The 22,658-nt window shown below is 72.7% G+C and carries 23 protein-coding genes; 8 read left to right on the top strand and 15 right to left on the bottom strand.

Features of this window, described 5'->3' with window-relative positions; genetic code table 11:
* Positions 1 to 21: 21 nt before the first annotated feature.
* Positions 22 to 2,217 (bottom strand): acyl-CoA dehydrogenase family protein, encoded by a 2,196-nt coding sequence (locus QSK21_RS33410; protein WP_285701649.1) that lies wholly within the window; start codon positions 2,215 to 2,217, stop codon positions 22 to 24.
* Positions 2,218 to 2,441: 224 nt separating this feature from the next.
* Here QSK21_RS33410 and QSK21_RS33405 point away from each other — a divergent pair, with 224 nt between their 5' ends.
* A complete protein-coding gene (locus tag QSK21_RS33405; RefSeq protein WP_285701648.1) occupies positions 2,442 to 2,891 on the top strand; it encodes a hypothetical protein in 450 nt (149 codons plus the stop codon).
* 19 nt (positions 2,892 to 2,910) lie between these two features.
* On the opposite strand, the gene QSK21_RS33400 is transcribed toward QSK21_RS33405, so the two are convergent.
* Positions 2,911 to 3,447, bottom strand: a complete 537-nt coding sequence (locus QSK21_RS33400; RefSeq protein ID WP_285701647.1) for a hypothetical protein — start codon at positions 3,445 to 3,447, stop codon at positions 2,911 to 2,913.
* Positions 3,444 to 4,631: a serine/threonine-protein kinase gene (locus tag QSK21_RS33395; RefSeq protein ID WP_285701645.1), complete on the bottom strand. Its 1,188-nt coding sequence runs from the start codon at positions 4,629 to 4,631 to the stop codon at positions 3,444 to 3,446. Before QSK21_RS33395 ends, QSK21_RS33400 begins: the two co-directional genes overlap by 4 nt.
* Before the next feature lie 176 nt (positions 4,632 to 4,807).
* Between QSK21_RS33395 and QSK21_RS33390 the strand changes: the two genes are divergently transcribed.
* The gene (locus QSK21_RS33390; protein WP_285701644.1) at positions 4,808 to 7,981 is read left to right on the top strand and encodes an ATP-binding protein; all 3,174 of its coding nucleotides are present in this window, start codon (positions 4,808 to 4,810) and stop codon (positions 7,979 to 7,981) included.
* Here QSK21_RS33390 and QSK21_RS33385 read toward each other — a convergent pair.
* The 4 genes from QSK21_RS33385 to QSK21_RS33370 form a co-directional block, all read right to left on the bottom strand.
* Complete coding sequence (locus QSK21_RS33385) at positions 7,922 to 8,749, bottom strand: ABC transporter permease (RefSeq protein WP_285701643.1); 828 nt, start codon at positions 8,747 to 8,749, stop codon at positions 7,922 to 7,924. The two genes, QSK21_RS33390 and QSK21_RS33385, sit on opposite strands and share 60 nt — an antisense overlap.
* A complete protein-coding gene (locus QSK21_RS33380; RefSeq protein ID WP_285701642.1) occupies positions 8,746 to 9,780 on the bottom strand; it encodes an ATP-binding cassette domain-containing protein in 1,035 nt (344 codons plus the stop codon). The genes QSK21_RS33385 and QSK21_RS33380 overlap by 4 nt, the downstream gene beginning before the upstream one ends.
* Entirely contained in the window at positions 9,761 to 10,024 is a 264-nt protein-coding gene (locus tag QSK21_RS36405; protein ID WP_502871622.1) for a hypothetical protein, read from the bottom strand. Before QSK21_RS36405 ends, QSK21_RS33380 begins: the two co-directional genes overlap by 20 nt.
* Positions 10,025 to 10,161: 137 nt before the next feature.
* Positions 10,162 to 10,425: a GntR family transcriptional regulator gene (locus QSK21_RS33370; protein WP_285701641.1), complete on the bottom strand. Its 264-nt coding sequence runs from the start codon at positions 10,423 to 10,425 to the stop codon at positions 10,162 to 10,164.
* Between the two features lie 765 nt (positions 10,426 to 11,190).
* Here QSK21_RS33370 and QSK21_RS33365 point away from each other — a divergent pair.
* From QSK21_RS33365 to QSK21_RS33345, 5 genes are all read left to right on the top strand, one after another.
* Complete coding sequence (locus tag QSK21_RS33365; RefSeq protein WP_285701639.1) at positions 11,191 to 11,841, top strand: TetR/AcrR family transcriptional regulator; 651 nt, start codon at positions 11,191 to 11,193, stop codon at positions 11,839 to 11,841.
* Positions 11,838 to 12,710 carry an amidohydrolase family protein gene (locus QSK21_RS33360; protein ID WP_285701638.1) on the top strand — a complete coding sequence of 291 codons (873 nt, stop codon included), beginning with the start codon at positions 11,838 to 11,840 and terminating at the stop codon, positions 12,708 to 12,710. The genes QSK21_RS33365 and QSK21_RS33360 overlap by 4 nt, the downstream gene beginning before the upstream one ends.
* A complete protein-coding gene (locus tag QSK21_RS33355; protein ID WP_285701636.1) occupies positions 12,707 to 14,326 on the top strand; it encodes an AMP-binding protein in 1,620 nt (539 codons plus the stop codon). Before QSK21_RS33360 ends, QSK21_RS33355 begins: the two co-directional genes overlap by 4 nt.
* Before the next feature lie 27 nt (positions 14,327 to 14,353).
* The gene (locus QSK21_RS33350) at positions 14,354 to 14,806 is read left to right on the top strand and encodes a VOC family protein (RefSeq protein ID WP_285701635.1); all 453 of its coding nucleotides are present in this window, start codon (positions 14,354 to 14,356) and stop codon (positions 14,804 to 14,806) included.
* A 101-nt stretch (positions 14,807 to 14,907) separates the two neighbouring features.
* Positions 14,908 to 15,804 (top strand): NmrA family NAD(P)-binding protein, encoded by an 897-nt coding sequence (locus QSK21_RS33345; RefSeq protein WP_285701634.1) that lies wholly within the window; start codon positions 14,908 to 14,910, stop codon positions 15,802 to 15,804.
* A 51-nt stretch (positions 15,805 to 15,855) separates the two neighbouring features.
* Here QSK21_RS33345 and QSK21_RS33340 read toward each other — a convergent pair whose 3' ends face one another.
* The 7 genes from QSK21_RS33340 to QSK21_RS33310 all read right to left on the bottom strand — a co-directional run bounded on the left by QSK21_RS33340 (position 15,856) and on the right by QSK21_RS33310 (position 20,479).
* Positions 15,856 to 16,794 (bottom strand): AraC family transcriptional regulator, encoded by a 939-nt coding sequence (locus tag QSK21_RS33340; RefSeq protein ID WP_285701633.1) that lies wholly within the window; start codon positions 16,792 to 16,794, stop codon positions 15,856 to 15,858.
* A gap of 28 nt (positions 16,795 to 16,822) precedes the next feature.
* Positions 16,823 to 17,041, bottom strand: a complete 219-nt coding sequence (locus tag QSK21_RS33335; RefSeq protein WP_285701632.1) for a LysR substrate-binding domain-containing protein — start codon at positions 17,039 to 17,041, stop codon at positions 16,823 to 16,825.
* Entirely contained in the window at positions 17,038 to 17,205 is a 168-nt protein-coding gene (locus QSK21_RS33330; RefSeq protein WP_285701630.1) for a hypothetical protein, read from the bottom strand. Before QSK21_RS33330 ends, QSK21_RS33335 begins: the two co-directional genes overlap by 4 nt.
* A gap of 82 nt (positions 17,206 to 17,287) precedes the next feature.
* Positions 17,288 to 18,049 (bottom strand): class I SAM-dependent DNA methyltransferase, encoded by a 762-nt coding sequence (locus QSK21_RS33325; protein ID WP_285701629.1) that lies wholly within the window; start codon positions 18,047 to 18,049, stop codon positions 17,288 to 17,290.
* 51 nt (positions 18,050 to 18,100) lie between these two features.
* A complete protein-coding gene (locus QSK21_RS33320; protein WP_285701627.1) occupies positions 18,101 to 18,877 on the bottom strand; it encodes an aldo/keto reductase in 777 nt (258 codons plus the stop codon).
* Positions 18,874 to 19,629, bottom strand: a complete 756-nt coding sequence (locus QSK21_RS33315) for a type 1 glutamine amidotransferase (RefSeq protein ID WP_285701626.1) — start codon at positions 19,627 to 19,629, stop codon at positions 18,874 to 18,876. The genes QSK21_RS33320 and QSK21_RS33315 overlap by 4 nt, the downstream gene beginning before the upstream one ends.
* An 85-nt stretch (positions 19,630 to 19,714) precedes the next feature.
* The gene (locus tag QSK21_RS33310; protein ID WP_285701625.1) at positions 19,715 to 20,479 is read right to left on the bottom strand and encodes an IclR family transcriptional regulator; all 765 of its coding nucleotides are present in this window, start codon (positions 20,477 to 20,479) and stop codon (positions 19,715 to 19,717) included.
* A 65-nt stretch (positions 20,480 to 20,544) separates the two neighbouring features.
* Here QSK21_RS33310 and QSK21_RS33305 point away from each other — a divergent pair, with 65 nt between their 5' ends.
* Positions 20,545 to 21,828 carry an FAD-dependent oxidoreductase gene (locus tag QSK21_RS33305; protein ID WP_285701624.1) on the top strand — a complete coding sequence of 428 codons (1,284 nt, stop codon included), beginning with the start codon at positions 20,545 to 20,547 and terminating at the stop codon, positions 21,826 to 21,828.
* Here QSK21_RS33305 and QSK21_RS33300 read toward each other — a convergent pair.
* Positions 21,726 to 22,490 carry a class II aldolase/adducin family protein gene (locus QSK21_RS33300; RefSeq protein ID WP_285701623.1) on the bottom strand — a complete coding sequence of 255 codons (765 nt, stop codon included), beginning with the start codon at positions 22,488 to 22,490 and terminating at the stop codon, positions 21,726 to 21,728. The two genes, QSK21_RS33305 and QSK21_RS33300, sit on opposite strands and share 103 nt — an antisense overlap.
* Positions 22,491 to 22,658: the final 168 nt, after the last annotated feature.

The following is a 22,658-nucleotide window of genomic DNA, read 5'->3' as shown; positions in this document are numbered from 1 at the left end:
CCCGCGCCCGCCGGGCCGGGGTCATGGCGTCCCGTGGTCCGCGCCGTCCAGGTCCTGGGTGACCCAGTTCCAGACGCCGTCGGGGCCGAGCGGGGCCAGTCGTTCGCCGAGAAGGCGTGCCCAGTGCCGGTCGCCGCCGAGCTCGTCCCGCCAGGACCACAGCCGGCGGGTGGCCAGGTGCAGCGGATGCTCGCGCGTCACCCCGATCGCGCCGTGGAGCTGGTGCGCACCGCGTGCGACCTCGGTGGCCGCCATGCCCGCGATGACGAACGCCGCGCCGGCACGGTCGACGTCCGTCCCTTCCCGGCTCGCCGCCACCGCCGCCTCCACCGCCGTGCGCGCCAGCGTCAGGTGCGAGTCCATCCGGGCGAGGATCCCCCCGACCGCCTGGAAGGCGATCAGTGGACGGCCGAACTGCTCCCGCACGGTGATGTGCGCGATGGTGCGGGCGACGGCGGTCTCCAGGGCGCCGACGATCGCCGCCGCCCGCAGCAGGGCACCGGTCGCCGCCAGGTCGTGGAGGTCGGGCACGGGGCCCGCGACGTCGGCGCCGCCGACAGGGACTCCCTCGAAACGCACCAGGTCGCGGGGCTCGCCCGCGAGGTTGGTCCCGGGTTCGCGTACCACTCCCGGGGCCTCCGCGGCCACGGCGACGAGCACGACGGCGCCGGTGGCGTCCCGCGCGGGCACGACCAGGCGCCGCGCGGCGCATCCCCACGGCACGCGGGGCACGGTGCCCGAGAGGGAGCCGCCGTCCAGCGTGGGGACCTCGCCGTGGGGCAGTGCGACGGTCGCGATGTCCTCCGTGAGAGGCCGCCCCGCCTTGGCGAGCAGTATCCGCGCCCAGGCCGTCTCCGCGAGGGGCACGGCCACCGTGTGCCGCCCGCACGCCTCGACCAGCACGGCCAGGTCGCCCAGCTCGCCGCCGGAACCGCCGTCTTCCTCCGGCGTCCCCACACCGGGCCACCCCAGCTCGGTCACGGTGCTCCAGATTGGCGGCGGCACGGCGGGCTCGCCCGGCGGGTCGCCACCGTGCCCGTCCAGGACGTCGTCGGCCACCGACCGCAGCCCCGAAGGATCATCGGGCCGTCCGGGTTCGGTGGCCGCACGGGCGATGATGGTGCGCAGCACCTCGGTGGAGCCGCCACGAATGGTGAAACCGGGCGCGGCCAGCACCCCCTGCGCGAGGAGCCCGGCCTGGCCCGGCGCGGACGGGTCGGGCTCGACCTGGAGCACGGCCCGTGCCAGCTCGTTGACGTCGCCCTCGAACACGGTGCCCAGATCCTTGAGCATCGCGGCCTGCCGTATGGGCGCCTCACCCGCGTCCATGGCCACCGCGATGCGCCACGCCAGGCGTCGCAGCGTCGCCAGGCGGGCCAGCGTCTCGCCGATGCGGGCGGCCACCTCGGGGGTGGGCCGGCCGGCCGCCGCCACGGTCGCGGCCAGCAGCGGGTAGGTGCTCAGCACCCGTTCCATGCCGCCGCGCTCGAAGGCGAGCTGGTCGGTGACCTGCTTCCAGCCGTCGCCGGGCGTTCCGAGAACGTGGTCGTCCGGCACGAAGACCCCGTCGAAGGTCACCTCGTTGAAATGGTGATCGCCGCGCAGGTCGTGGATGGGCCGCACCTCCACGCCGTCGGCGGCCAGATCGACGATGAACTCGGTGAGCCCCTCGTGCTTGGACCCGCTGGAGTCGGTGCGGGCGAGCACGTAGGCGTGGGTCGACCTGTGGGCATGGCTGGTCCAGATCTTGCTGCCGCGCAGCCGCCAGCCTCCCTCGACCGGCTCGGCCACCGTCCGCACGGACGCCAGGTCGGAACCGGACTCGGTCTCGCTCATCCCCAGGCAGAACGTCACCTCGCCACGCGCGATCCGCGGCAGGTAGGCGCGCCGCAGCGCGGCCGAGCCGTGGCGGAGGATCGCGGGGCCGATCTGCCGGTCGCCGATCCAGTGGGCGGCCACCGGCGCGCCCGCGCGCAGCAGCTCCTCGGTCACCACCAGCCGTGACGCGTTGGACCTCCCGCCGCCGCCCAGCTCGGGGGGCCAGGTCATGCCGATCCAGCCGTTGGCCGCCAGCGCCTCGCTGAAGGCGGGGTCGTGCCCGCGCAGCCAGGCGTCGCACTGGGGAGTGAACCGTCCCCGCGCCAGCCATTCCTCGATCAGCGCCCGTACTCGGACCCGCAGCGCCCCCAGATCCTCGTCGTCGGCAGGCGCCGTCACCGGGCCGCTACCGGACACTCGGAGCCGGTGCTGGACGACGCTGTGGCCGACTTCATCGTCGATTCCCTCCGGCGGAAGCGGGACCTGACGCGGGCGAACCGGGCCGTGACTATGACATTCCTAGCAGATCACAACTTTCCAGAAGACGCCGGAGGATCATGATCGCCATCGGGTTCGTTCGGCTTCCGCGCCGCCGGGGGCCGTTGTGGCGCTAGGGTTCGGCTGTGGCACGACACCGGAGGGACCCCCAAGGGTTCCTGAGGATCATGATGGCGGTGGGCGCGATCGCCATCGCCGTCGCGCTGCTGGCCGTCGGCGGTTACGCGCTGTGGCGCGCCGTCGACACCGCCGCCGACCCGGTGAGCGCCGGCATCGCGCCCCAGAGCAGCGAGAGCCGGCCCGCCTCGCCGACGGCCGTGCCGGTGCTCGCCATCACGGTCACCGGGACGCGCACCCGCGTGTACGTCGCCAAGCCGGGCGACGGCGAGATCCTGGTCAGCAGGGTCATGGCGCGAGGCGAGACCTTCGTCAGCGACGAGCGCCGGCTCGCCGTGGTGGTGGAGGACGGAAGCGCGGTGCGGATCCGGGTGAACGGCGAGACCCGGCCGCCCGCGGAGCCCGGTGTGCGCCTGGCCTTCACCGTGGACGGCGACCGGACCGCGGCCGGCGCCTGAGTCCGCCCAGGCGTGCGGCTCAGGGCGCGCTGTCGAGGATCTGGAGGAGTTCGTCGGCCCGATGCCGGGTGATGGCGCCCTCGCGGGTCCGGGTCCGGACCTTCTCCTCCAGGCGGGCGACGCCGTGCCTCACCTCACGGGGGTCGTCGGGATCGACGTCGCGCCGCAGGTCCGCGAGCACGTTGCCGAGGTCGCGGGCGACGTCGGGGCGGATCGCGCCGACGCTCAGCCCCTGACGGATCGAGGTCTCAAAGCGCCGCAGCAGGTCGGCGAACCGGCCGTCCGGCACCCTCGGCACGGTACGGGTGGGCCTGGGGTGCTCGGGCCGAAGCGACGGCCGGGGCTCGCCGTCCGCTGTCGGGGAGACGGTCATCGCCGTGGGCCAGGACGACGGTGCCGGCGTGCCGGTGTCGTCCCGGCCCCTGTCCAGCGGGGCGAGCGGGACGGACTCCCGGCTGGGTATGGCCCCGTTGATCGTGCCCTGGAGCGTCGCGGCGGCCACCGACGCGGCGACCAGGCCGCCGGCGAGCATGGTGTGCGCCCGTTGGGGCCTCACGGGGAGATCCTGGACAGGGAGGAGATCAGTTCGGTCGCGAGCCCGTCGCTGAGCACCCGTTCCCTCTGCCGGGTGGAGACCTTCTCCTTGAGCTGGTCGATCCTGGCCGGTACGTCGACGCTCTGGTTCGAGATGAGGTCGTTCCGCAGGTTGCCGATGACGTTGCCGAGGTCCAGCGCCACGTCGGAGCGGATCTCCCCATCGTCGACGGCGCCGTACACCCGCGCCTGCACGCCGCTCAGCGCCTCGACCGTGCGCGCCGCGTCCGTCGAGAGCGACGGGGCGGTGGCGACTTCCATCGGCGGCCGGTCCGCGAGCGCGGTGTCCCGCCCGGCGGGTGAACGGCCAGGGGCGGCGTCCCGCGAGGACAGGAGCACGCCCACGGTCGCCCCGATCACGGCGAGGAGGGTGAACGCGACCGCGATACGGCCGCCGCGCCGGGCCGGGGACCGCGGCGAGCGCCGCACCGGGACTCCGGGTCGCTGATCCGTCCCGTCCGGAGGGCGGCCGGCGCGTGCGAGGATCGCGGCGACCCGTGCCGCCGACGGCCTGTCCTCGGCCTCCATCGCGCAGCACTGGCGGCGCAGGCCGGCCACCTGCTCGGGCAGGCTCGTCAGCGAACGCGCGTCCAGGCCGAGGCTCGCGCCCAGGCACTCCGACAGCACCACGCCGAGCGCGAAGACGTCGGCCGCCTCCTGCGGTCCGCCGTCCGCGGGGGTCCCGGTCTCGAAGCCGGTCACCCTGACGCCGCCCGAGGTGAGCGCGATCTTCCCGCGTTCCAGGCTTCCGTGCGTCACCCCGGCGGCGTGGGCGGCGGCCAGCGCCTCCGCCACCCGCGCGCAGATGTCCAGCGCCTCCCAGTACGAGGGCGGGTTCCGTTCGAGCCGGGTGCCGAGGTCCTCGCCGTCCGGCAGCTCGGTCACGACGAACGAGGCGAGGAGCCCGTCGGCGTTCCGCGTCCGGTCGTAGTCGAAGATCGCCGCGATCGCCGGATGGGAGAGGCCCGCCAGGCGTTTCACCTGCCGCTGGTGACGGTCATGACCGCCCTCGTCGGGGCCGAGGAACGTGACGAGGACGGTGCGGTCGAACAGTTCGTCCGCCGCCCGCCACACCTCCGGACCGCCGCGCTCGCCGAGCCGTACGCGTAGCCGATAGCGTTCGTTGAGCCGCGTTCCCGGTTCCACTGCACCACCTCGTCCGCGTGCCGGTGGCCTGAGGGGCCTACCCCTGGTACGCGGTAGGTGACATCGAGGTTCGGCCGGACGTCACGGCGTTCGGTGCCTTGGGCACGGCGCCGTAGGCTGGGGGTGTGGGTCCCGTTCTGACCTTGCTCGACGGCGTTCGCTGGCGGGGGGAGCGCGTGATCGGGGATCGCGCGCAGACCCTCCTGGCGGTGCTCGCTCTGTACGGGCGGTCGGGTGCCGGTGATGACCTTCTCGTGGAGGAGCTGTGGGGGAACGGGCCGCCCGCGAACCCGACCAAGGCGCTCCAGGTGGTGGTGTCGCGGACCCGGGCCGCGACCTCGGCCGACGCGGTGGTGCGGACGGCGCGCGGGTACCGGCTGGGCCTGGCCGACGAGGACGTGGACGTGCTCCTCCTCGGCACCCTGGTGGCGCAAGCCCGTGACGCGCTGGGCGAGGGCGACGCCGTCCTCGCGCGCCGCCGGGCCGAGGAGGCGCTGGGTCTCGCGGCGAACGGCGTGGCGGCGTCCACCGGCCCGCTGGCCGATGTGAGGGCCCTCGCCGCCGGGCATGTGGCCGAGGCACGCCGCCTGCTGGGCATCGCGCTGTGCAGGAGCGGCGATCATGAGGGGGCGCTGCCCCTCTTGGAGGAGGCGGCGACGGCCCGGCCGCGCGACGAGGACCTTCTCGCCTGCCTGCTGCGCAGCGAGGCGGCGGCCCGCGGAACGGCCGCGGCGCTGGAACGCTACGCCCGGTACCGCGCGGAGCTGAGGGAACGCCTCGGCGCGGACCCGGGACCCGAGCTGGCCCGCGTGCACGCGGAACTGCTCGCCGCCGACCGGCCGGTGCGGCAGGGGCTCCAGTTCGACGACTCTCCGCTGCTCGGGCGCGACGACGACATCGGCGCGGTCCACGCCCTGCTCCAGGCGCACCGGGTGGTCTCGATCACGGGTCCCGGGGGCCTCGGCAAGACACGGCTGGCCCATGTCGTCGGCAGGAAGGCCCCGCAGCCGATCGTCCACTTCGTCGAGCTGGTCGGCGTCTCCTCCGCGGAGGGCGTGGTGGGCGAGGTCGGCTCGGTGCTCGGGGTGCGCGACTCGGTGAGCGGGCGCCACACGCTGACCCCCGAGCAGCGGGCCGACATTCGCGCCCGGATCGCCCAGCACCTCGGCCAGGCGCCGGCGCTGCTGATCCTGGACAACTGCGAGCATGTGATCGAGGCCGTCGCCGACCTGGTCGCCCTCCTCGTCAGGACCACCCGCGACCTGCGCGTGCTCACCACGTCCCGCGCGCCCCTGGCCATCCCCGCCGAGCGCGTCTACCCGCTGGGTGAGCTGGGCGTCGAGGACGCGGTCGACCTGTTCCGGCAGCGGGCGACGGCGGCCCGGCCCGGCGCGAGGCTGGACGAGCGCGCGGTCACCGGCATCGTCACCCGGCTCGACGGGCTGCCCCTCGCGATCGAGCTGGCCGCCGCCAAGGTCCGGGCCATGTCGGTGGAGGAGATCGGGCGCCGCCTCGCCGACCGGTTCGCCCTGCTGCGCGGCGGCGACCGCAGCGCGCCCGACCGGCACCAGACGCTGCTCGCGGTCATCGACTGGTCGTGGAACCTGCTGGAGGAGCCGGAACGGCGGGCCCTGCGCCGGCTGTCGCTGTTCGGCGACGGCTTCACCCTGGCCGCGGCCGAGCGGGTGCTGGGCCCCGGCGCCCTGCACGCCGTGGACGCGCTGGTCGAGCAGTCGCTGCTGAACGTGCGGGAGACGGCGTTCGGCCTGCGCTACCGGATGCTGGAGACGGTCAGGGAGTTCGGCCGGATGCGGCTGGTGGACTCCGGCGACGAGGCGGAGGCGCGAAGCGCGCAGCGGGCGTGGGCGACGGATTACGCCATGGGCAACGCCGCGCTCATGTTCAGCAGGGACCAGTTCGCCGTGGTGGACGCGCTGCGGGCGGAGGAGGGCAACCTCGCCGAGCTGCTTCGCCAGGCGCTCGCCGAACCCGACCCGGGGACGGCGGTGCGGTTGCTGGCCGGCGTCGGCGCGCTGTGGTCGGTGCGCGGCGACCATGCGCGGATCATCGCGCTCGGGGACGCGGTCACGCGGGCGCTCATCGGCTGGTACCCGCCTCCGGAGCTGGAGGAGGCCACCCGGGGCGCGCTGCTGATCGTCCTGATGAACATGCTCGCCCTCACCGGCGACCGCCACAAGGAGCTGCGCGGCCTGCTCCGCAGGCTGCCCCTCCACGGCACGACCGACCGCCGCGTCGCCGCGTGGTCGACGGTGCTGATGGCGTGCGACCCGTCCGACGGCGCGAGCACCCGGCGGCGGCTTGAGGAGCTGCGCTCCAGCTCCGACCGTCATGTGGCGATGATCGCGGCGCAGTTGAGCGCGTACGTCCTGGAGAACGCGGGCGACCTGGCGGGGGCGGCCGAGGCGGGCAGGCAGGCGCTGGCGCTGACGCGCGAGGAGGACGGGCCGTGGTTCCCGGCCATCCTGCACGCGGGACTCGCCCAGACCACCATGCTGACCGGGGACCCCCGGCGGGCGGTCGGCCATGCGCGCGCCGCGCTCCCCGTCCTCGGCCGGATCGGAGCGGTGGACGACGAGTTGCAGCTCCGCGCGGTGATGTGCCTCGCCGCGCTCGCCGAGGACGACCTGGAGGCGGCCGAGGCCGAGATCGGCGAGATCGCCCGCGTCCACGACGACGAGGTGGTGCTCGGCGGGCTCGCGGTCGTCCGCATGTGCACCGCCGAGCTCGCCCTGGCGCGCGGCGAGACGGCCGCCGCCCTGGCCGAGTACCGCCTCGCCGTACGGCAGGCGCGTGATCTTCTCCTGCCGGGGGTGCCCAGGACCGGGATCGAGCCGTGGGCGGTCGCCGCGGAATCGCTCGCCCTGACCGCCCACGCCTACCACGCTGGTTCCGAAGACCTGCGGTACGGCGAGGAGCTGTTCGAGACGCTGGCCACGACCCGTATCAACGACGTGCTGTCCGAGGCGAACACGTTCCTCGACTACCCGGTGTGCGGTTCCATGCTGTACGCGTTCGGGGCCTGGGGCCTGCTGCGCGAGGCCCTGGACCCGCGCGAGGCGGTCAGGTGGCTGGTGGTCGCGCAGCGGTTCGGCTACAACCACGCCGCGCCCACGATGGCCTTCGGGCGGATCGAACCGTACGCCGAGCGGGCCGCGCCGGGCGCGATCGAGGCCGTGCGGGCCGAGTTCGGCGACCGGCGCGGCGCGGACCTGCTCGGTGAGGCACGGCGTCTCGCGGCGGGGCTGCGCGGCCATGCCGCGCGGGCCGGCTCAGATGTGCCGCTTGTAGCTGCGCACCGACAGCGGCGCGAAGACCACGATGACGGCTAGGCAGGCCAGCACCGTCCAGGCCACCTGCCCGCTGACGACCCCGTCGTTGGCGAGGTCGCGGGCGGCGGAGACCAGGTGCGAGACCGGGTTGACGCGGACGAACGCCTCCAGCCCGCCCGGCAGGGACTCGACCGGGACGAACGCGTTGGACAGGAACGTCAGCGGGAACAGGATCATCATCGAGATGCCCTGCACCGCCTGGGCGCTGCGGGCGATCGTCCCGACCCAGGTGAACGCCCACGCCAGCGACCAGCCGCAGAAGACCGCGAGCAGGACCGCGCCGAGCACGCCGGGCACTCCCCCGCCGGGCCGGTAGCCGATCGCCAGGCCCATGCCGAAGGTCAGCACCGCGGCGATCATGTAGCGCACCAGGTCGGCCACCATCGGCCCGGCCAGCGGCGCGATCCGCGCCATCGGCAGCGACTTGAACCGGTCGAAGACGCCCTTCTCCATGTCCTCGCGCAGTTGCGTCCCGGTGGCCATGCACGTGGTCAGCACGGTCTGGGCGAGGATGCCGGGGATCATCATGGGCAGGTAGCTCTTCACATCGCCGGCGATGGCGCCTCCGAAGATGTAGGCGAACATGGCGGTGAACAGGATCGGCTGCAGCGCCACGTCGAAGAACTGCTCGGGGTTGCGGTGCATCTTCTTCAGGGCGCGCCACGCCATCGTCATCGTCTGGCTCAGCGTCTCGCCCACGCCGACGCGCCGCCGGGCGGACGCCACCCGGTCCGCCACCCGCGCGGGCTCGATCATGGTCGCGGTCATCGCGGTTCTCCCTTGCCGGTCTCGTCGTCCTCGCCCGTCCCATGGCCGGTGAGGGCGAGGAACACCTCGTCGAGGCTGGGCTTGGCCACGCTCACCGAGGAGATCGACACCCCGGCGGTGCGCAGCGCGATCAGCGCGTCGGCGGCCAGGTCGGCCTTCTCCAGCGCGACGTTCATCCGGCCCTGCTCGGGGCTGAGGACCGGGTCGGACCCCAGGACGCGCCGCAGGACCGGCACGGCCTCGGCCGCCTGGCCCGGCTCGGTGAGCACGAGCTGGAGGGTGGAGTTCCCGACGGTGGTCTTGAGCTCCTCCGGCGCTCCCTCGGCGACCTTGCGTCCGCGGTCGATGACGGCCACCCGGTCGGCGAGCTGGTCGGCCTCGTCGAGGTACTGGGTGGTCAGCAGCACCGTGCAGCCGTCGGCGACCAGACCGCGGATGGTCTTCCACATCTGGCCTCGGGTGCGCGGGTCCAGGCCCGTGGTCGGCTCGTCCAGGAAGATCAGCGGCGGGGTGGAGATCAGGCTGGCGGCCAGATCCAGGCGCCGCCGCATCCCGCCGGAGAACTGCGCGATCGGCTTGTCCGCCGCCTCCTCCAGGCCGAACCGGGCGAGCAGGTCGGCGGCCAGCCGCCGGGCGCGCCTGGACGCGATGCCCTGCAGCCTGGCGAACAGCCAGAGGTTCTCACGCGCGGTCAGGTTCTCGTCGACCGAGGCGTACTGCCCGGTGACCCCGACGAGCTGCCGGATCACATGCGGGTTCGCGGCGACGTCCACACCGAAGATCTCGGCGCGCCCGGCGTCGATCCTCAGCAGGGTCGCCAGCATCCGCAACATGGTCGTCTTGCCGGCGCCGTTCGGTCCCAACACCCCGAAGATCTCACCGGGACGCACGGCGAGGTCGATGCCGTCGACGGCGCGGTGACGGCCGAACGCCTTCACCAGCCCCGTCGCCCGGACGGCCAGGCCCGCCCCGTCCTCGATGGAAGGGTCGGCGGGCCGGCGCCCGGCTTCGTCAATCTCTGCGATCTGCATGAACGCACTGTCGGCGATGCCGGTTTCCCGAAGCCTTCACCCCGCTTTCACGCCGACACACCCCGGTTTCACGCCTCCAGGTCAGCCCGGCGTCCGTCTCCATGATCGGGGTGAACGACTGGTACTCGGCGAACCAGCGGATGGCGGCGGGCATGGATTCGGTCGGGACGAAGCCGCTCCCAAGGAAGGCCAGCAGGATCAGCGGCATCAGGGCGTTGCCCGCCGCCTCCGGGGTGGAGGCCACAAGGCGCAATTCTCGTATCGGCCGCATGAAGCGCGGAAGGCATGGCCGCGTGTGAGCGACAGATTTTCACTCGCGCCGGACGGGATTCGTTGGGTTGCGTTCCTGGGGTGTGTGTGCAGCGCTGCACAACGCGAGGGCTAGTCGTCCGCGTCGGGTCCCACGTCCTCAGCGACGAACGTCCCGAGTCCGTGAACGCTCACGGTCAAGCCCGCTTCGCGCAACACGCGTAGCGCAGCGTCGGCCGTGCGGAGTGACACGCCCGCGCCGTCCGCGATCGCCCGAGCGGACGGTATCCGCTGCCCCGCCTTGATCCTGCCCGCGCGGATCTCGTCCGCGATGGCGTCGGCAATGATCCGGTACGCGGGGCGGGGCTGGTCAAGATTGATGGCGGAAAGATCCACCAGAACACGGTTACACGCCCGTGGGTATGACCGGTGTTCACGTGTGTTCACGGGTGTTCTCGTCTATGGTCAACCTGAGACAGAACGACCCCCGGGAACGCGGACACGTCTTCCGGGGGTCTGGCGGAACCGACTGCAAGGGAGTCAGCCCGTTGCAAACCAACCCTACGGCCACCACGTCGGCGCGGTGGCATGCTCCGGAACTGTGCGGGGACCACTGGGTCGCCCGTGTCCGTTACCGCGTGTCTGAGCGGGAGCACGCGGCAGGAATCGAGCCTGCCGTGTTCGGCCCGACGCTTGACGCGTGTGTGCGGGAGACGGCGCGTATGGATCGCCTGTGGGCACTGTTCCCGGCCCGGAATGGGGACTCTGGGCGCTCCCGTGAACGGGCGCGGTTCCTGGCGTCCGACGACGTGGGCGACGTGTCCGGCACGACGGACGGGGGCGCGGCATGATGGTGCTCTTGGTGGCCGCGTTCATCATCGGCGTGGCGCTGGTGACGGGTAGCGCCACGGTGTTCGTTGCGTCGCGTCGGCGGGTGTACATCGGTAGGCACCGCGCCATGTGGTGACGCCCCGCACTCCCCACGTACGCCCCGTCGCCCGTGTTGGTGACGGGGCGTTCGCGTCGGCTACTGCGCCGCGGACTGTTCCATCCGCGGCTGTGATGCTGACAACGCCCGTGGTACCTGTTGACAAGGGAAGAGGCCCGTGTGAAGGTCATGTCCCAATCAATCGATTGATGGATGGACAAAGGCGGGCGGAGTTGCGGAGGCAGGACGTGCAGCGGGCGGCGGTGCGGCTGTTCGCGCGGAAGGGGTTCGCCGCGACCGGGATCCGCGAGCTGGGCACGGCCGTGGGGATCAACTCGGCCACGCTCTACCACTACGCGGGCGGCGGCAAGGAAGAACTGCTGGTGACGATCATGCGCACCTGCCTGGACGAGCTGCTGCGCGGCGGGCGGGCGGCGGTCGCGTCGTCGGACGACCCGACCCTCCAGCTCGGCGCGCTCATCGCCTCGCATGTCGGGATCTCGGCGGTCAACCCGATGACGGCGCAGGTGACCGACCAGGAGATGCGGTCGCTGTCGCCGGAGAACCGCCGCGCGCTGGTCGCGCTGCGGGACGACTACGAGTCGATGTTGGGGGCCGTGCTCGAACGCGGCGTCCGGACGGGGGCGTTCCACGTCACCGACGTCCATCTCGCGCGGCTGGCGATCCTTGAGATGTGCAACGGGGTGGCGCACTGGTTCCGGCCCGACGGACGGTCGAGCGTCGCGGACGTGCAGGCGCGGTTCGTCGAGTTCGGCTGCCGCGTCGTCGGTGCCGTCCCCGGCCACGAGCCGCACGCCCTCCCGCCCCCGATCAGGCTCGACATCGAGCCCGCCGACGCGGACCGGGAGGAGGCCACGGCGTGACGGTGATCGATGCCCGGGTGCGGCTCCCTCAGGACCTGCGCCCGGACGCGGAGTACTCGGCGCCGAGACGGCAGACCGAGCAGTACGACAGGGTGCTGAACCTGCGCGAGAAGATGAACGGCGGCACCCTGGAAGGGCTGCTGGCGTGCATGGAGGCCGAGGGGATCACCCAGGCCGTGATGCACGCCGAATCGGAGGGCGGCGAGGACGGCGACGCGCTGAACGAGGCGCTGGCCCGGGTGGTCTCCGACCGTCCGTCGGTGTTCAGGGGCGTGGGCTGCCTGGACATCGCCGGCCGCCGTCCCGGTGAGATGGCGCTCCAGGCCGCCCGGATCGCGGACATGGGGATGCTCGGCGTCACCCTGCAACCGGCGTTCTTCGGCCTCGACATCGACGACCGCGTTCTGTATCCGATGTACGCGCGCGCCGAGGAGCTCGGTCTGATCGCGTGCGTCCACACCGGGATCACCTACTCCCGCATGCATCCGCTGCGGCACGAGCGTCCGGAGATGCTCGACCAGGTGGCCTGCGACTTCCCCGACCTGAAGATCGTCGCCTGTCATGCGGGATGGCCGTGGGCCACCGAGTTCGCCGCCGTCGCCCGCCGCCACCCGACCGTCCACCTCGAATTCGGGGCGCTGGCGCCGAAGTATGTGGCCAGGCCGGGGACCGGCTGGGACGCGCTGTTCGGCATGATGCCCAACCTGCTGCGCGGGCAGATCCTCTACGGCAGCGACTGGCCGGTGATGGAACCGCGGCGGGCCCTGGCCGAGTGGCGCGACTCCGGGCTGGACGAGGCGACGCTGACGGCGCTGTTCCACGACAACGCGGCGGCCCTGTTCGGTTTCGACGTCCCGGCGGAACGATGACCGGGCCGGAGACGGCCACCGCCGGTACCATCACCGCGATGCTCGCGGAGCGCGCCGAGGCCATTCCGGACGCGGCGTTCCTCCGTACTGCCGATGGGGACCTCACCTACGCCGAAGCGCAGGCGAAGGCTGCCACCCTGGCGGGGTCGCTGCGGCGCGCGGGTGTCCGGCCGGGCACGACGGTCGCGCTGCTGATGCACAACAGCCTCGAACAGGTCATCGTGTGGTTCGCCCTCGCCCGGCTCGGCGCGGTGCACGTCCCTGTCAACACCGCGCTGGTCGGAGCCCGCCTCGTCCATGTGCTGCGGGTCGCCGAACCCGCGATCGTCGTCGTGGACGACAGTTTGCAGGCACCGCTCGCCGACGTCCTGGCCGAGCTGGAATCGGTCCGCACCCTCATCGTCCACCGCACGCCCGGCGGCGCCACCGCGCCCCGGCCCGCCGCCCCTCCGGCGGGACGCATGGAACGCCTGGACCTGCCGGACCTCATCGACGGTGGCGATCACGCCCCCGTCCATCGCGGGGACGACCTCGGCGCCGCCACGATGCTGTTCACCTCGGGCACCACGGGCGTGTCGAAGGCGTGCGTGCTCTCCCACCGCTACCTGGCCCGGCAGGGACAGATCCACGCGGCGCAGTTCGGTTTCCGCGCCGACGACGTGCTGTACAGCCCTTTCCCGTTGTTCCATGTCGACGCGGCGACCCTGACCGTCGTCGCCGCCCTGTCGGCCGGCGCCACCGCGGCGCTCGGCCGCCGGTTCAGCGCGTCCCGTTTCTGGGACGAGGTCAGGGCCTTCGACGCCTCGGTGTTCAACTTCATGGGCGCGACGCTGACCATCCTCTGGAAGCGCGAGCCCACGCCCGCCGACCGCGACCACCGGGTGCGCCTGGCCTGGGGCGTGCCGATGCCCGACTGGCGGGACGCATGGGAACGGCGCTTCGGGTTCCCGCTGTTCCAGGTCTACGGCCTCACCGACGCAGGCGTCCCGGTCTACGACCCGATCGACGGCACCCGGCGCACCGGCACCTGCGGCCGTGTCATCGACCCGTACGAGGTGAGGATCGCCCCGCTCGCGCCCGGCGCGAGCGACGGGCCGTCCCCGGAACCCGGCGTCGGCGAGATCCTCGTGCGCGGGCGCGAACCGGGCCTCACCATGACCCGCTATCACGGCATGCCCGAGGCGACGGCCGAGACCATCGACGAGGACGGCTGGGTCCGTACCGGCGACCTGGGCTCCCTCGACCCGGACGGCTACCTCACCTTCCACGGCCGCCGATCCGACTCCATCCGCCGGCGCGGCGAGAACATCTCCGCCTACGAGGTCGAGCAGCTCGTCGACTCGCACCCCGCCGTCCTGGAGAGCGCCGCGGTCGGCGTCCCCAGTGAGCTCACCGAAGAGGACGTGAAGGTCTGCGTCGTTCTCAAGCCGGGAGCCGAGCTGACGCCCGACCGGCTGCACCGGTACTGCCGCGACAACGCCCCGGCCTTCATGGTGCCCCGCTACATCGAGTTCGTGGACGCCCTCCCGAAGACCCCGACCGAGAAGGTCGAGAAGTTCCACCTCAAGCGCCAAGGCGTCACCCCCGCCACCTGGGACGCCGAACGCGCGGGTTGAACGGGGCCGTCCGGGTAGGTGGGGATCATGCAGCGAGACAAATGGCCGGCACCGGAGCGGGGGCTGGTCCTGACCCATTTCCTGACCGTCAGGGACGTGGCACGCGCACGGGAGTTCTACGCCGGTGTTTTCGGCGGCGAGGTCGTCCTCGAGGAGAACCCCTGCATCGTGAAGGTGGCGAACACCTGGATCATCATGAACCCGGGCGGCGGCCCCACCCCCGACAAGCCGGGCATCACGCTCAAGGCGCCGGAGCGAACGGACACCGTGTCGGCCTTCATGAACGTGCGGGTCGCCGACATCGCGGCCTTCTCCACCGAGGCACGCGCCAAAGGCGCCGAGTTCCTCACCGAGCCCATCGACCGCAAGGCGGAGCTCCGGTGCTACATGCGTGATCCCGACGGCTACCTGATCGAGGTCGGGCAGGCCACCGGAATGCTCGAAGGAATCTACGCGGACCGGTCCGGCACGAGTCAGTGAGACGATCGGATATTTTTTGGCGGCGAACTGTTATGGATCGTCCCAGATAGCCGTCCCTATGGTTGAGCGGTCCGCTAAGGGCCGACCATTCGGAGGCTTACATGACCGACACCATCCTGGTGACCGGGGCGACCGGTAAGACCGGGCGCCGCCTGATCCCCTTGCTCGTTCGACGCGGCGCCACCGTGCGGGCGGCCGGCCGGAGGCCGGGCATCGCCCGTCCCGGCGTCGAGCCGGTCCGGTTCGACTGGGCGGACGAGAGCACGTACGAGGCCGCACGCAAGGGAGTGGACGCGATCTACATCGTCTACGGGGATCCGGGCGCGACGGGCGATCCCGCGGAACAGGTGGCCACGCTGCTCGACGGTGCGGCGAAGGCCGGCGTACGCCGGGTCGTGCTGCTGTCGGCGCTGGGCGTGGACGGGGCACCGCCCGACGACCCGCTGCGCCGCGTCGAACTCGCCGTGGAGTCGTCCGGGACGCCCGGCACCATCGTGCGGCCCGGCGCGTTCATGCAGAACTTCTCCGAACCGCATTCGACGCGGACGGACGAGAGCATCCGCGAGCGCGACGAGATCGTCCTGCCGGGCGGTGACGGCCTGGTCTCGTGGGTGTCCGCCGATGACATCGCCGCGGTCGCGGCGGTCGCGCTCACCGAGGACGGCCACGAGGGGAAGGGATACCCCGTGGTGGGCCCCGAGCGGCTCACGATGGCGGAGGTCACCACGCTGATCTCGGCCGCCGCGGGCAGGCCGATCAGGTACGTGGAGGCGGGGCGCGACCGGTTCAGCGCGATGCTGGTCGACTCGGGCATGTCGCGGGAGGTCGCCGAGGCGATCGGCGAGCTGTACACCAACGCCCTCGCCACCGGCGCGTTCGGGGTGCTGAACGATGTGGTGGCCACCGTGACGGGCCGGCCTCCGATCAGCTTCGCCGAGTTCGCGGCCGGGGCGGCGGCGGCGTGGGCGCCGGCGAGGACCTCGTCCGCGCCACGCTGACCAGCGCGGCACCTCGATCCGACGCCTGCGGCCCCGGGGGTGCCGTCCCGGCTAGCGCCCGGTTCTCTGCCGGTAGCGGCCCGGCGACTCGCCGACCGCGCGTTTGAAGGCGCGGGCGAACGCGAATTCCGAGTCGTACCCGACCCGCCCGGCGATCTCGCGCAAGGGCTCACGTCCCTCGCGCAGCAGCCGGGCGGCGACGGTCATCCGCCACTCGGTCACGTACGCCATCGGCGCCCGCCCGGTGAGCGCGGTGAACCGGCGGGCGAACGTGGCGCGCGGCGTGCCGACGGCCCGGGCGAGCGCGGCCACCGTCCACGGACGGGCGGGCTCCGCGTGTACCAGCGCGAGCGCCTGTCCGACCGCCGGGTCGCGCAGTGCGCGCAGCCAGCCGTCGCCGGGGGCGCCGGGTGCGGCGAGCCAGGCGCGCAGCAGGTACACGATCAGCAGGTCGAGCAGCGTGCCGACGACGGCGCGCGAGCCGGGGTCGGAGCGGTCGACCTCGGCGGTGAGCAGGTCGACGGCGGCGGCGAGGCCGCTGCCTTGAGCCTGTGCCGCGCCGACCCGTACGACCGGGGGCAGCAGCGCGGTCAGCGGGTGCCGGGGGCCGCCGTCCAGCAGGTAGCCGCCGCAGACCAGGCCGGTGAGCGGGCCCGGTCCGTCGATGCGGACCTCCGCCGGGACCGTCTCGCCGAGCGGCCCGCCGATCAGCTCCTCCATCGAACGGGTGGGGCGGCCGGGAGTGTCCGCGAGGACATGCCCGACGTCGGCCAGGACCAGCACCGCGTCGCCGCGGGTGAGCCGGATCGGCTCGCCCCCGTCGGGGACGAGCCAGCAGGCGCCGGCCGTGACGACGTGGAAGCTGGCAAGGCGTCCCGGCGGGACGCGGACGCCCCACGGCGCGTGGAACCTGTTGAGCCCGTAGACGGCGGTGCCGCGCCGTGTGGTCGCCACGACGTCGGCCACGATGTCCGCGACGGGGTCGCTCATGGCACGACGGTACTCGAGGAGGGCGGCTTCAGGGGGCGGCGCAGCTTGGGTGTGCGGTAGCCGTCCTTCCTCCGCACGGCGACGACCTCCGCACGGCGACGACGGGCAGTTCGGCATCGAGGCCATCGACCACGATCGTGCGCAGGCTGCCGATGCGCAGCTCCTCGCGGACGGCGCTCACCGGCATGAGCGCGACCCCGAGACCCGCCTCCACCAGCCGTTTCTGCGCGGTGAGGCTGTCGATCACGGTGATGACGGGTCGGCGAGCCCGGCCGCAGCCAGGTGCCGCCGCGGCACCTGGCCGAACGGGTCGGGCTGGAGCCGTTCGGGCGGGAAGCCGAGCCGGCGCTCGTCCCGCAGCGGCCCCAGCCCCGGCAGGCGCCGCTCGGTGATCTCGTGCGAGGCGGGCACCACGACCAGGAGCCGCTCGGCGCCGAGCGGGACGGACTCCAGCGCGGGATCGGCATCCGGAAAGAGGGACGGTTCGGGTTCGTCACCGATGCCGCGCCGATGTCCGACCTGCTTCCGGCTTTCGGCCGGTAGCGGCCTTGCGCGCGAGGATGAGGCGGTAGCGCGGACCGCCGTCCCTGCGCTGTCCCAAGTCCTTGAGGGGGACGGTGGACACGCTGAACCCGGCCGCCTTCAGGTCGTCGCGGACCGCGCGCAGCGGGGCGGTGCGGTAGTACATGACGAACGGGGGACGCCACACCGCGTTGCGGACCCGCATGGCCGTGTCGAACCCGAGCAGCGCCCAGTACCAGACCGAGGTGAAGGGCGGCGGGCCGCCGATCGGGAAGGCGAACAGCCCGCCGGGCCGTAGCGCGCGGTGCACGTTGGCGAACAGCGCGGGACGTTCGGCGGGCAGGAAGTGCCCGAGGGCCCCGAAGCTGACCGCGAGGTCGAAGTCGGCGGAGAAGGGCAGTTCGGCCCGGACGTCGGCGCGTACCAGGTCGGCGTCCGGGTGTGCCGTGCGCGCCCGCGCGAGCATGCCGGCGCTGAAATCGACACCGGTCATCCGTTCCGGGCACAGGACCCGGAGGACCCGTATGCCGGCGCCGGTGCCGCAGCACACGTCCAGTCCTGTACCGAACGGTCCGAACGGGCGCAGCGCGTCGGCGGTCGCGTCCAGGAGGGCGCTTGGGGTGCGGAAGGGCGTGTGGTCGAACTTGGGGGCCAGCAGATCGTAGCCGCGCTCGACCGACGACAGTGCTTGGATCGCCAGTTCACGCAGGGACGGGCCTTGGGGCGAGAACACCGGCCAAGGGTACTCGCCGCCCGGTCTTCCGGCGGCGGCCCCGCCCTTCGCTCAGCCGGTACGGCCGAAGGCGTCGATCGCCGAGACGTCCTCGGGGGTGAGGTCGAAGCCCTCCAGGTCGACGTTGGCGGCGATGCGCTCGCGGCGCGAGGACCGGGGCAGGATCACGATGTCGTGCTCCAGGTGCCAGCGCAGGACGACCTGTGCGGTGGTGACGCCGTGCCGCTGAGCGATCCCGGTGAGGACGGGATGGCGCAGGTCGGTGTTCTTCAGGCCGCTGTAGCCCTCGACCACCACGCCCCGGCGGCGGTGCTCCTCCAGCAGGGCGGGATCGTGCTGCGCGGGGCTCCACGGGATCTGGTTGACCGCCGGCTGCCGTCCGGTGGCCTTGGTCAGCAGGTCGATCTGGGCCGGACTGTAGTTGCTGACCCCGACGTTGCGGGCGAGCCCCTCGTCCTGTGCCGACAGCAGTTCCTCCCACGTGGGGACGAGTTCGTCCCGGCCGGGCGGCCAGTGCACGAGCCACAGGTCCACGTAGCCGGTGTCGAGCAGCCGGAGGCTCGACTCCAGGGAGCGGCGGGCGTGCCGCGCGTCGCTCGGGCGCAGCTTGGTGGTGATGAAGACCTGCTCCCGGTCCACGCCACTGTCCTTGACGGCCCTCCCCACCTCGGACTCGTTCCTGTACAGCGTCGCGGTGTCCACATGCCGGTAACCGATGTCGAGTGCCGCCCGGACCGACTCGTACGCCGCCTTGGACCGCAACTGCCACGTCCCGAACCCGATCAACGGCAGAGCGAGACCGCCACCGAGCTTCACACTCCGAGTCATGCCTGCATTCTGCCCGCTCGGGACTCCGCCGGTACGGAACGAACCGGCCGGGATCCCATGGGTCGGCTCAGCGCCACGTGATCGAGGAAGCCGTCGACGAGGGCGTGGGCACGGCGTTCGGCGGCGGCGAGCATGCCTTTGGTGCGGTCGAGCAGCCCGTCCGCCACGACGCCCTGCTTGGCCCCGTACTCCAGCCACGTCTCCACGATCGGCAGGGTGACCTCCGGGTGGAACTGGACGCCGAGGCTCCGCCCGATCCGGAACGCCTGCGAGCCGATGTCGTTCCGGGCGACCTCCACGGCGCCGGGCGGCACCGCCCAGCGGTCGGTGTGGTACTCGAACCACGGGCCGGGCGCGACCAGCGACGGCTCCTCGGTCTCGATCTCGCTCCAGCCCAGCTCGATGCGGGGGGCGCGTTCGACGCCGCCGCCCAGGGCGGTGGCCAGGGCCTGCCCGCCGAAGCACACGCCCAGCACCGGCGTCCCGGCCCGATGCGCCTCGCGCAGCAGCGCCAGTTCGCCGCCGATCCACGAGCCGATGGCCGCCTCGTCGTCCACCGACCAGGGCGCGCCCAGCGTGACGATCAGATCCCAGCCCGCGGCGCCGGGGAAGGCGCACTCGACGTCCGGCCGCTCGCGGCGCTCGGCGGGGACGACCGTCAGCCGGGTCAGGTCGAAGCCGCGTTGGACCAGCCGGTCCCCCACCGTCCCCGCCGGGCACATCGGATCATGCTCGATCACCAGCGCGCGCACGTGTCTCCCTCCCAGGCGAGCGTGACGGTCAATGACATCAGTTTTATGCCCTTCACACCGTTTTGAGGGTACGTGGGGGACGTCGCTACGCGGACGGGCCGGGGAGGCCGGCTTCTATGGCGCCGGCGGCCTGGGTGAGGACGCGGACCAGCCCCGGCAGCCGGTGACGGTCGTAGCGGGCGCTGGGCATCGAGACCGACAGCCCGGCGACGGCGGTCCCGTCACGGTCCCGCACGGGAACGCCGACCGCCGTCACGCCGCGCTCGGAACGGTCGCGGTTGAGCGCGAAGCCGTTGCGGCGGACCCGTGCCAGCTCGGCCCGCAGTCGTCGCAGATCGGGCGCCCGCTCCCCGCCGTCCGCATACAGCTCGTCGAGTTCCTGGGGTGGCAGCTCGGCCAGCAGCAGCAGTCCCGCGGTGGTGCGGTACGCCGGGAACACCATGCCTTCGCGCGACCCGACCCGCAGGGTGCGGGCGCATTCCACGCTGGCGATGAACCGGGCCGTGCCGCCGGTGCGCACGGCGAGGTTGGTGGACTCGTCCAGCAGACCGGCCAGCCGCCGCAGATGCGGAAGGGCCACCTCGCGTAGCCGGGCCGCCGAGGAGGGCGAGTGGGCGGCCAGTTCCAGCACCGGCCCCGCCCGATAGACATGCCCGTCATCCCGAACGGCGAAGTCCCGGTACACCAGCATGGCGAGCAGCCGGTGCGCGGTGGAGCGCGCCACGCCGAGCCGTTCGGCCGCGTCCGAGACCGTCAGCCCGCCTTCGAGCTGGAGGATCACGGCCAGCCTCAGCGCGTGGTCCACGCTCCGCACCAGGTAGGCCGGCGGCGTCTTCAGAGGCTTGTCCACTGGAGCCCGATTCTGGATAGCAGAATTCCGCCTTCCTCATTATGGGACGCCTGCAAGCTGGCGGCATGAGCACTCCCACCACCCCCACACCCGTCGACGTGCTGGTCGTCGGGGGCGGCATCGGCGGCCTGAGCACCGCGTTCGCCCTGTCCCGCGAGGGCCTACGAGTGCGGGTGCTGGAGCAGGCGGCCGAGCTCGGCGAGGTCGGCGCCGGCATCCAGCTCGCCCCCAACTGCACCCGGATTTTGGACGACTACGGCCTGCTGGAGGAGGCCACGAGCCTCGGCGTCCTGCCCCGGAGCATGGTGATGCGGGACGCGCTCGACGGCAGCGAGCTGACCCGGCTCGACCTGATCGACCTGCAACGGAGGTACGGCTTCCCGTACATGGTCATCCACCGCGGCGACCTGCACGCGCTCTTCCTTCGTGCCTGCCGCCGCGCGGGCGTCGACCTGGTCACCAGCGCCAAGGTCACCGGCTACGAGAACACCGGGGCGGGCGCCCGCGTGACCCTGGCGGACGGCCGTACCGACCAGGCGCGCATCGTCATCGCCGCCGACGGCCTGCACTCGGTCGCGCGCAAGCTGCTGGTCGACGACGAACCGGTCAGCTCCGCCTACGTCGCCTACCGCGGCACCGTGCCGATCGACCAGGTGGCGCCCGAACGCAACGTCGATCTCAGCGAGGTCTCCGTCCACGTCGGCCCGCGCTGCCACTTCGTCCTGTACGGCCTGCGCGGCGGCGAGCTGCTCAACCAGGTCGCGGTGTTCGAGTCGCCCAAGGCCCGCGCGGGCGAGGAGGACTGGGGCACCCCCGACGAGCTCGACGACGCCTTCGCCGCCGCCTGCCCCGAGGTCCGGGCCGGGATCCCGCTGATGTGGCGCGACCGCTGGTGGCGGATGTACGACCGCGATCCGATCATGACATGGGTCCATGGCGATATCGCCCTGCTCGGCGACGCCGCCCATCCGCCGCTCCAGTATCTGGCGCAGGGCGCGATCATGGCGATCGAGGACGGCTGGGTGCTCGCCCGGCACGTCGCGGCCCGCCGCGCCGCGGACGGCGCGATCGACTGGCCGGGCGTCCTCACCGCCTACGAGGCCGTCCGTCCCGAGCACTGCCGCCGGGTGCTGCTCACCGCCCGCGACTGGGGCGACCTGTGGCATCTCGACGGCCCGCGCCGGCTGCGGCGCAACGCGATCCTGCGGGCGCGGGACGTCTACGACTACTCCTTCACCGAGTGGCTCTACGGTCCGACGGCGCTGACGCCCGAGGAGGAGCCGCCGATGTTCACGCCGATCCCGCTGGACTCCGCCGAGGTCCCCGCCCTGAGCCGCCGTACCAGGTAGTCCCACACGGCGGAGACGGCCGCGTCGTTGTAGATGTGCTCGCGCTTGGCGAGCGACTCCTCCGGCGGCGACCAGGTCGGCCATCCCCCCGCGGCGTGCGTCAGCAACTGCTGCGCGCAGGCGCGTTCGAGGAGGACGGCGGCCACGGTGGCCTCCTGGAGGGTCGGGCCGACGGCCACCAGGCCGTGGTTGACCAGGAACGCCGCCCGCGCCTCGCCGAGCGTGAGCGCGAGCGAACGGCCGAGCTCAGGGGTGAGGATCAGGTCGGCGGTCAGCGTGAAGGACGGGACCTGCGGCGGCACGAAGTAGTTCGCCGCGTGGCTGACCGGCCGCAGCGGCTGCCCGGTGGAGGCCAGCGCCACCGCGCTCGGCGAGTGGGTGTGGACGACGCCGCCGACATCGGGCCGCGCGGCCATGATCTCGGTGTGGATGGGGTACTCGCTGTGCCGCTTCCCGTCGCCCTCCAGCACTGCGCCCTCGCCGTCGACGAGCTGCACCCGTTCGGCGGTGACCTCCTCCAGCCCCCACTCGGCCGACTTGATCCACACACCGCGTCCCTCCGGGTCGCGGACGGAGGCGTGGCCCCAGATCAGGTCGCCGTGCCCCGTGGCGGCCAGCACCTGGGATGAGGTCGCGACCAGGTCGCGGATGGCGTCGCTCATACGGTGTGATGTCTCCTTCTCTTCCCGGGTCGTCTCTCTGGCTCCGTCAGGGGAGTTGTTGGTTGATGTGGTCGGCTGTGGTGCGGAGGTGTTTGAGGATGGTGGTGCGGGTGGTGGGGGTCATGCGGGACAGGGGTGCTGAGGCGGTGATGGCGTGGGGTCCTGCGG

The organism is Actinomadura sp. NBRC 104412 (assembly GCF_030269515.1).
GTDB lineage: Bacteria > Actinomycetota > Actinomycetes > Streptosporangiales > Streptosporangiaceae > Spirillospora.
This window is presented reverse-complemented; position numbering and strand designations above follow the sequence as displayed.

Excerpts from the sequence above, each read along its gene's own strand:
- QSK21_RS33385 (WP_285701643.1), bottom strand. The coding sequence starts at position 8,749 with ATGACCGCGACCATGATCGAGCCCGCGCGGGTGGCGGACCGGGTGGCG.
- QSK21_RS33345 (WP_285701634.1), top strand. The coding sequence starts at position 14,908 with ATGACCGACACCATCCTGGTGACCGGGGCGACCGGTAAGACCGGGCGC.
- QSK21_RS33340 (WP_285701633.1), bottom strand. The coding sequence starts at position 16,794 with ATGAGCGACCCCGTCGCGGACATCGTGGCCGACGTCGTGGCGACCACA.
- QSK21_RS33320 (WP_285701627.1), bottom strand. The coding sequence starts at position 18,877 with ATGACTCGGAGTGTGAAGCTCGGTGGCGGTCTCGCTCTGCCGTTGATC.
- QSK21_RS33305 (WP_285701624.1), top strand. The coding sequence starts at position 20,545 with ATGAGCACTCCCACCACCCCCACACCCGTCGACGTGCTGGTCGTCGGG.
- QSK21_RS33350 (WP_285701635.1), top strand. The coding sequence starts at position 14,354 with ATGCAGCGAGACAAATGGCCGGCACCGGAGCGGGGGCTGGTCCTGACC.
- QSK21_RS33300 (WP_285701623.1), bottom strand. The coding sequence starts at position 22,490 with ATGAGCGACGCCATCCGCGACCTGGTCGCGACCTCATCCCAGGTGCTG.
- QSK21_RS33380 (WP_285701642.1), bottom strand. The coding sequence starts at position 9,780 with ATGCAGATCGCAGAGATTGACGAAGCCGGGCGCCGGCCCGCCGACCCT.
- QSK21_RS33355 (WP_285701636.1), top strand. The coding sequence starts at position 12,707 with ATGACCGGGCCGGAGACGGCCACCGCCGGTACCATCACCGCGATGCTC.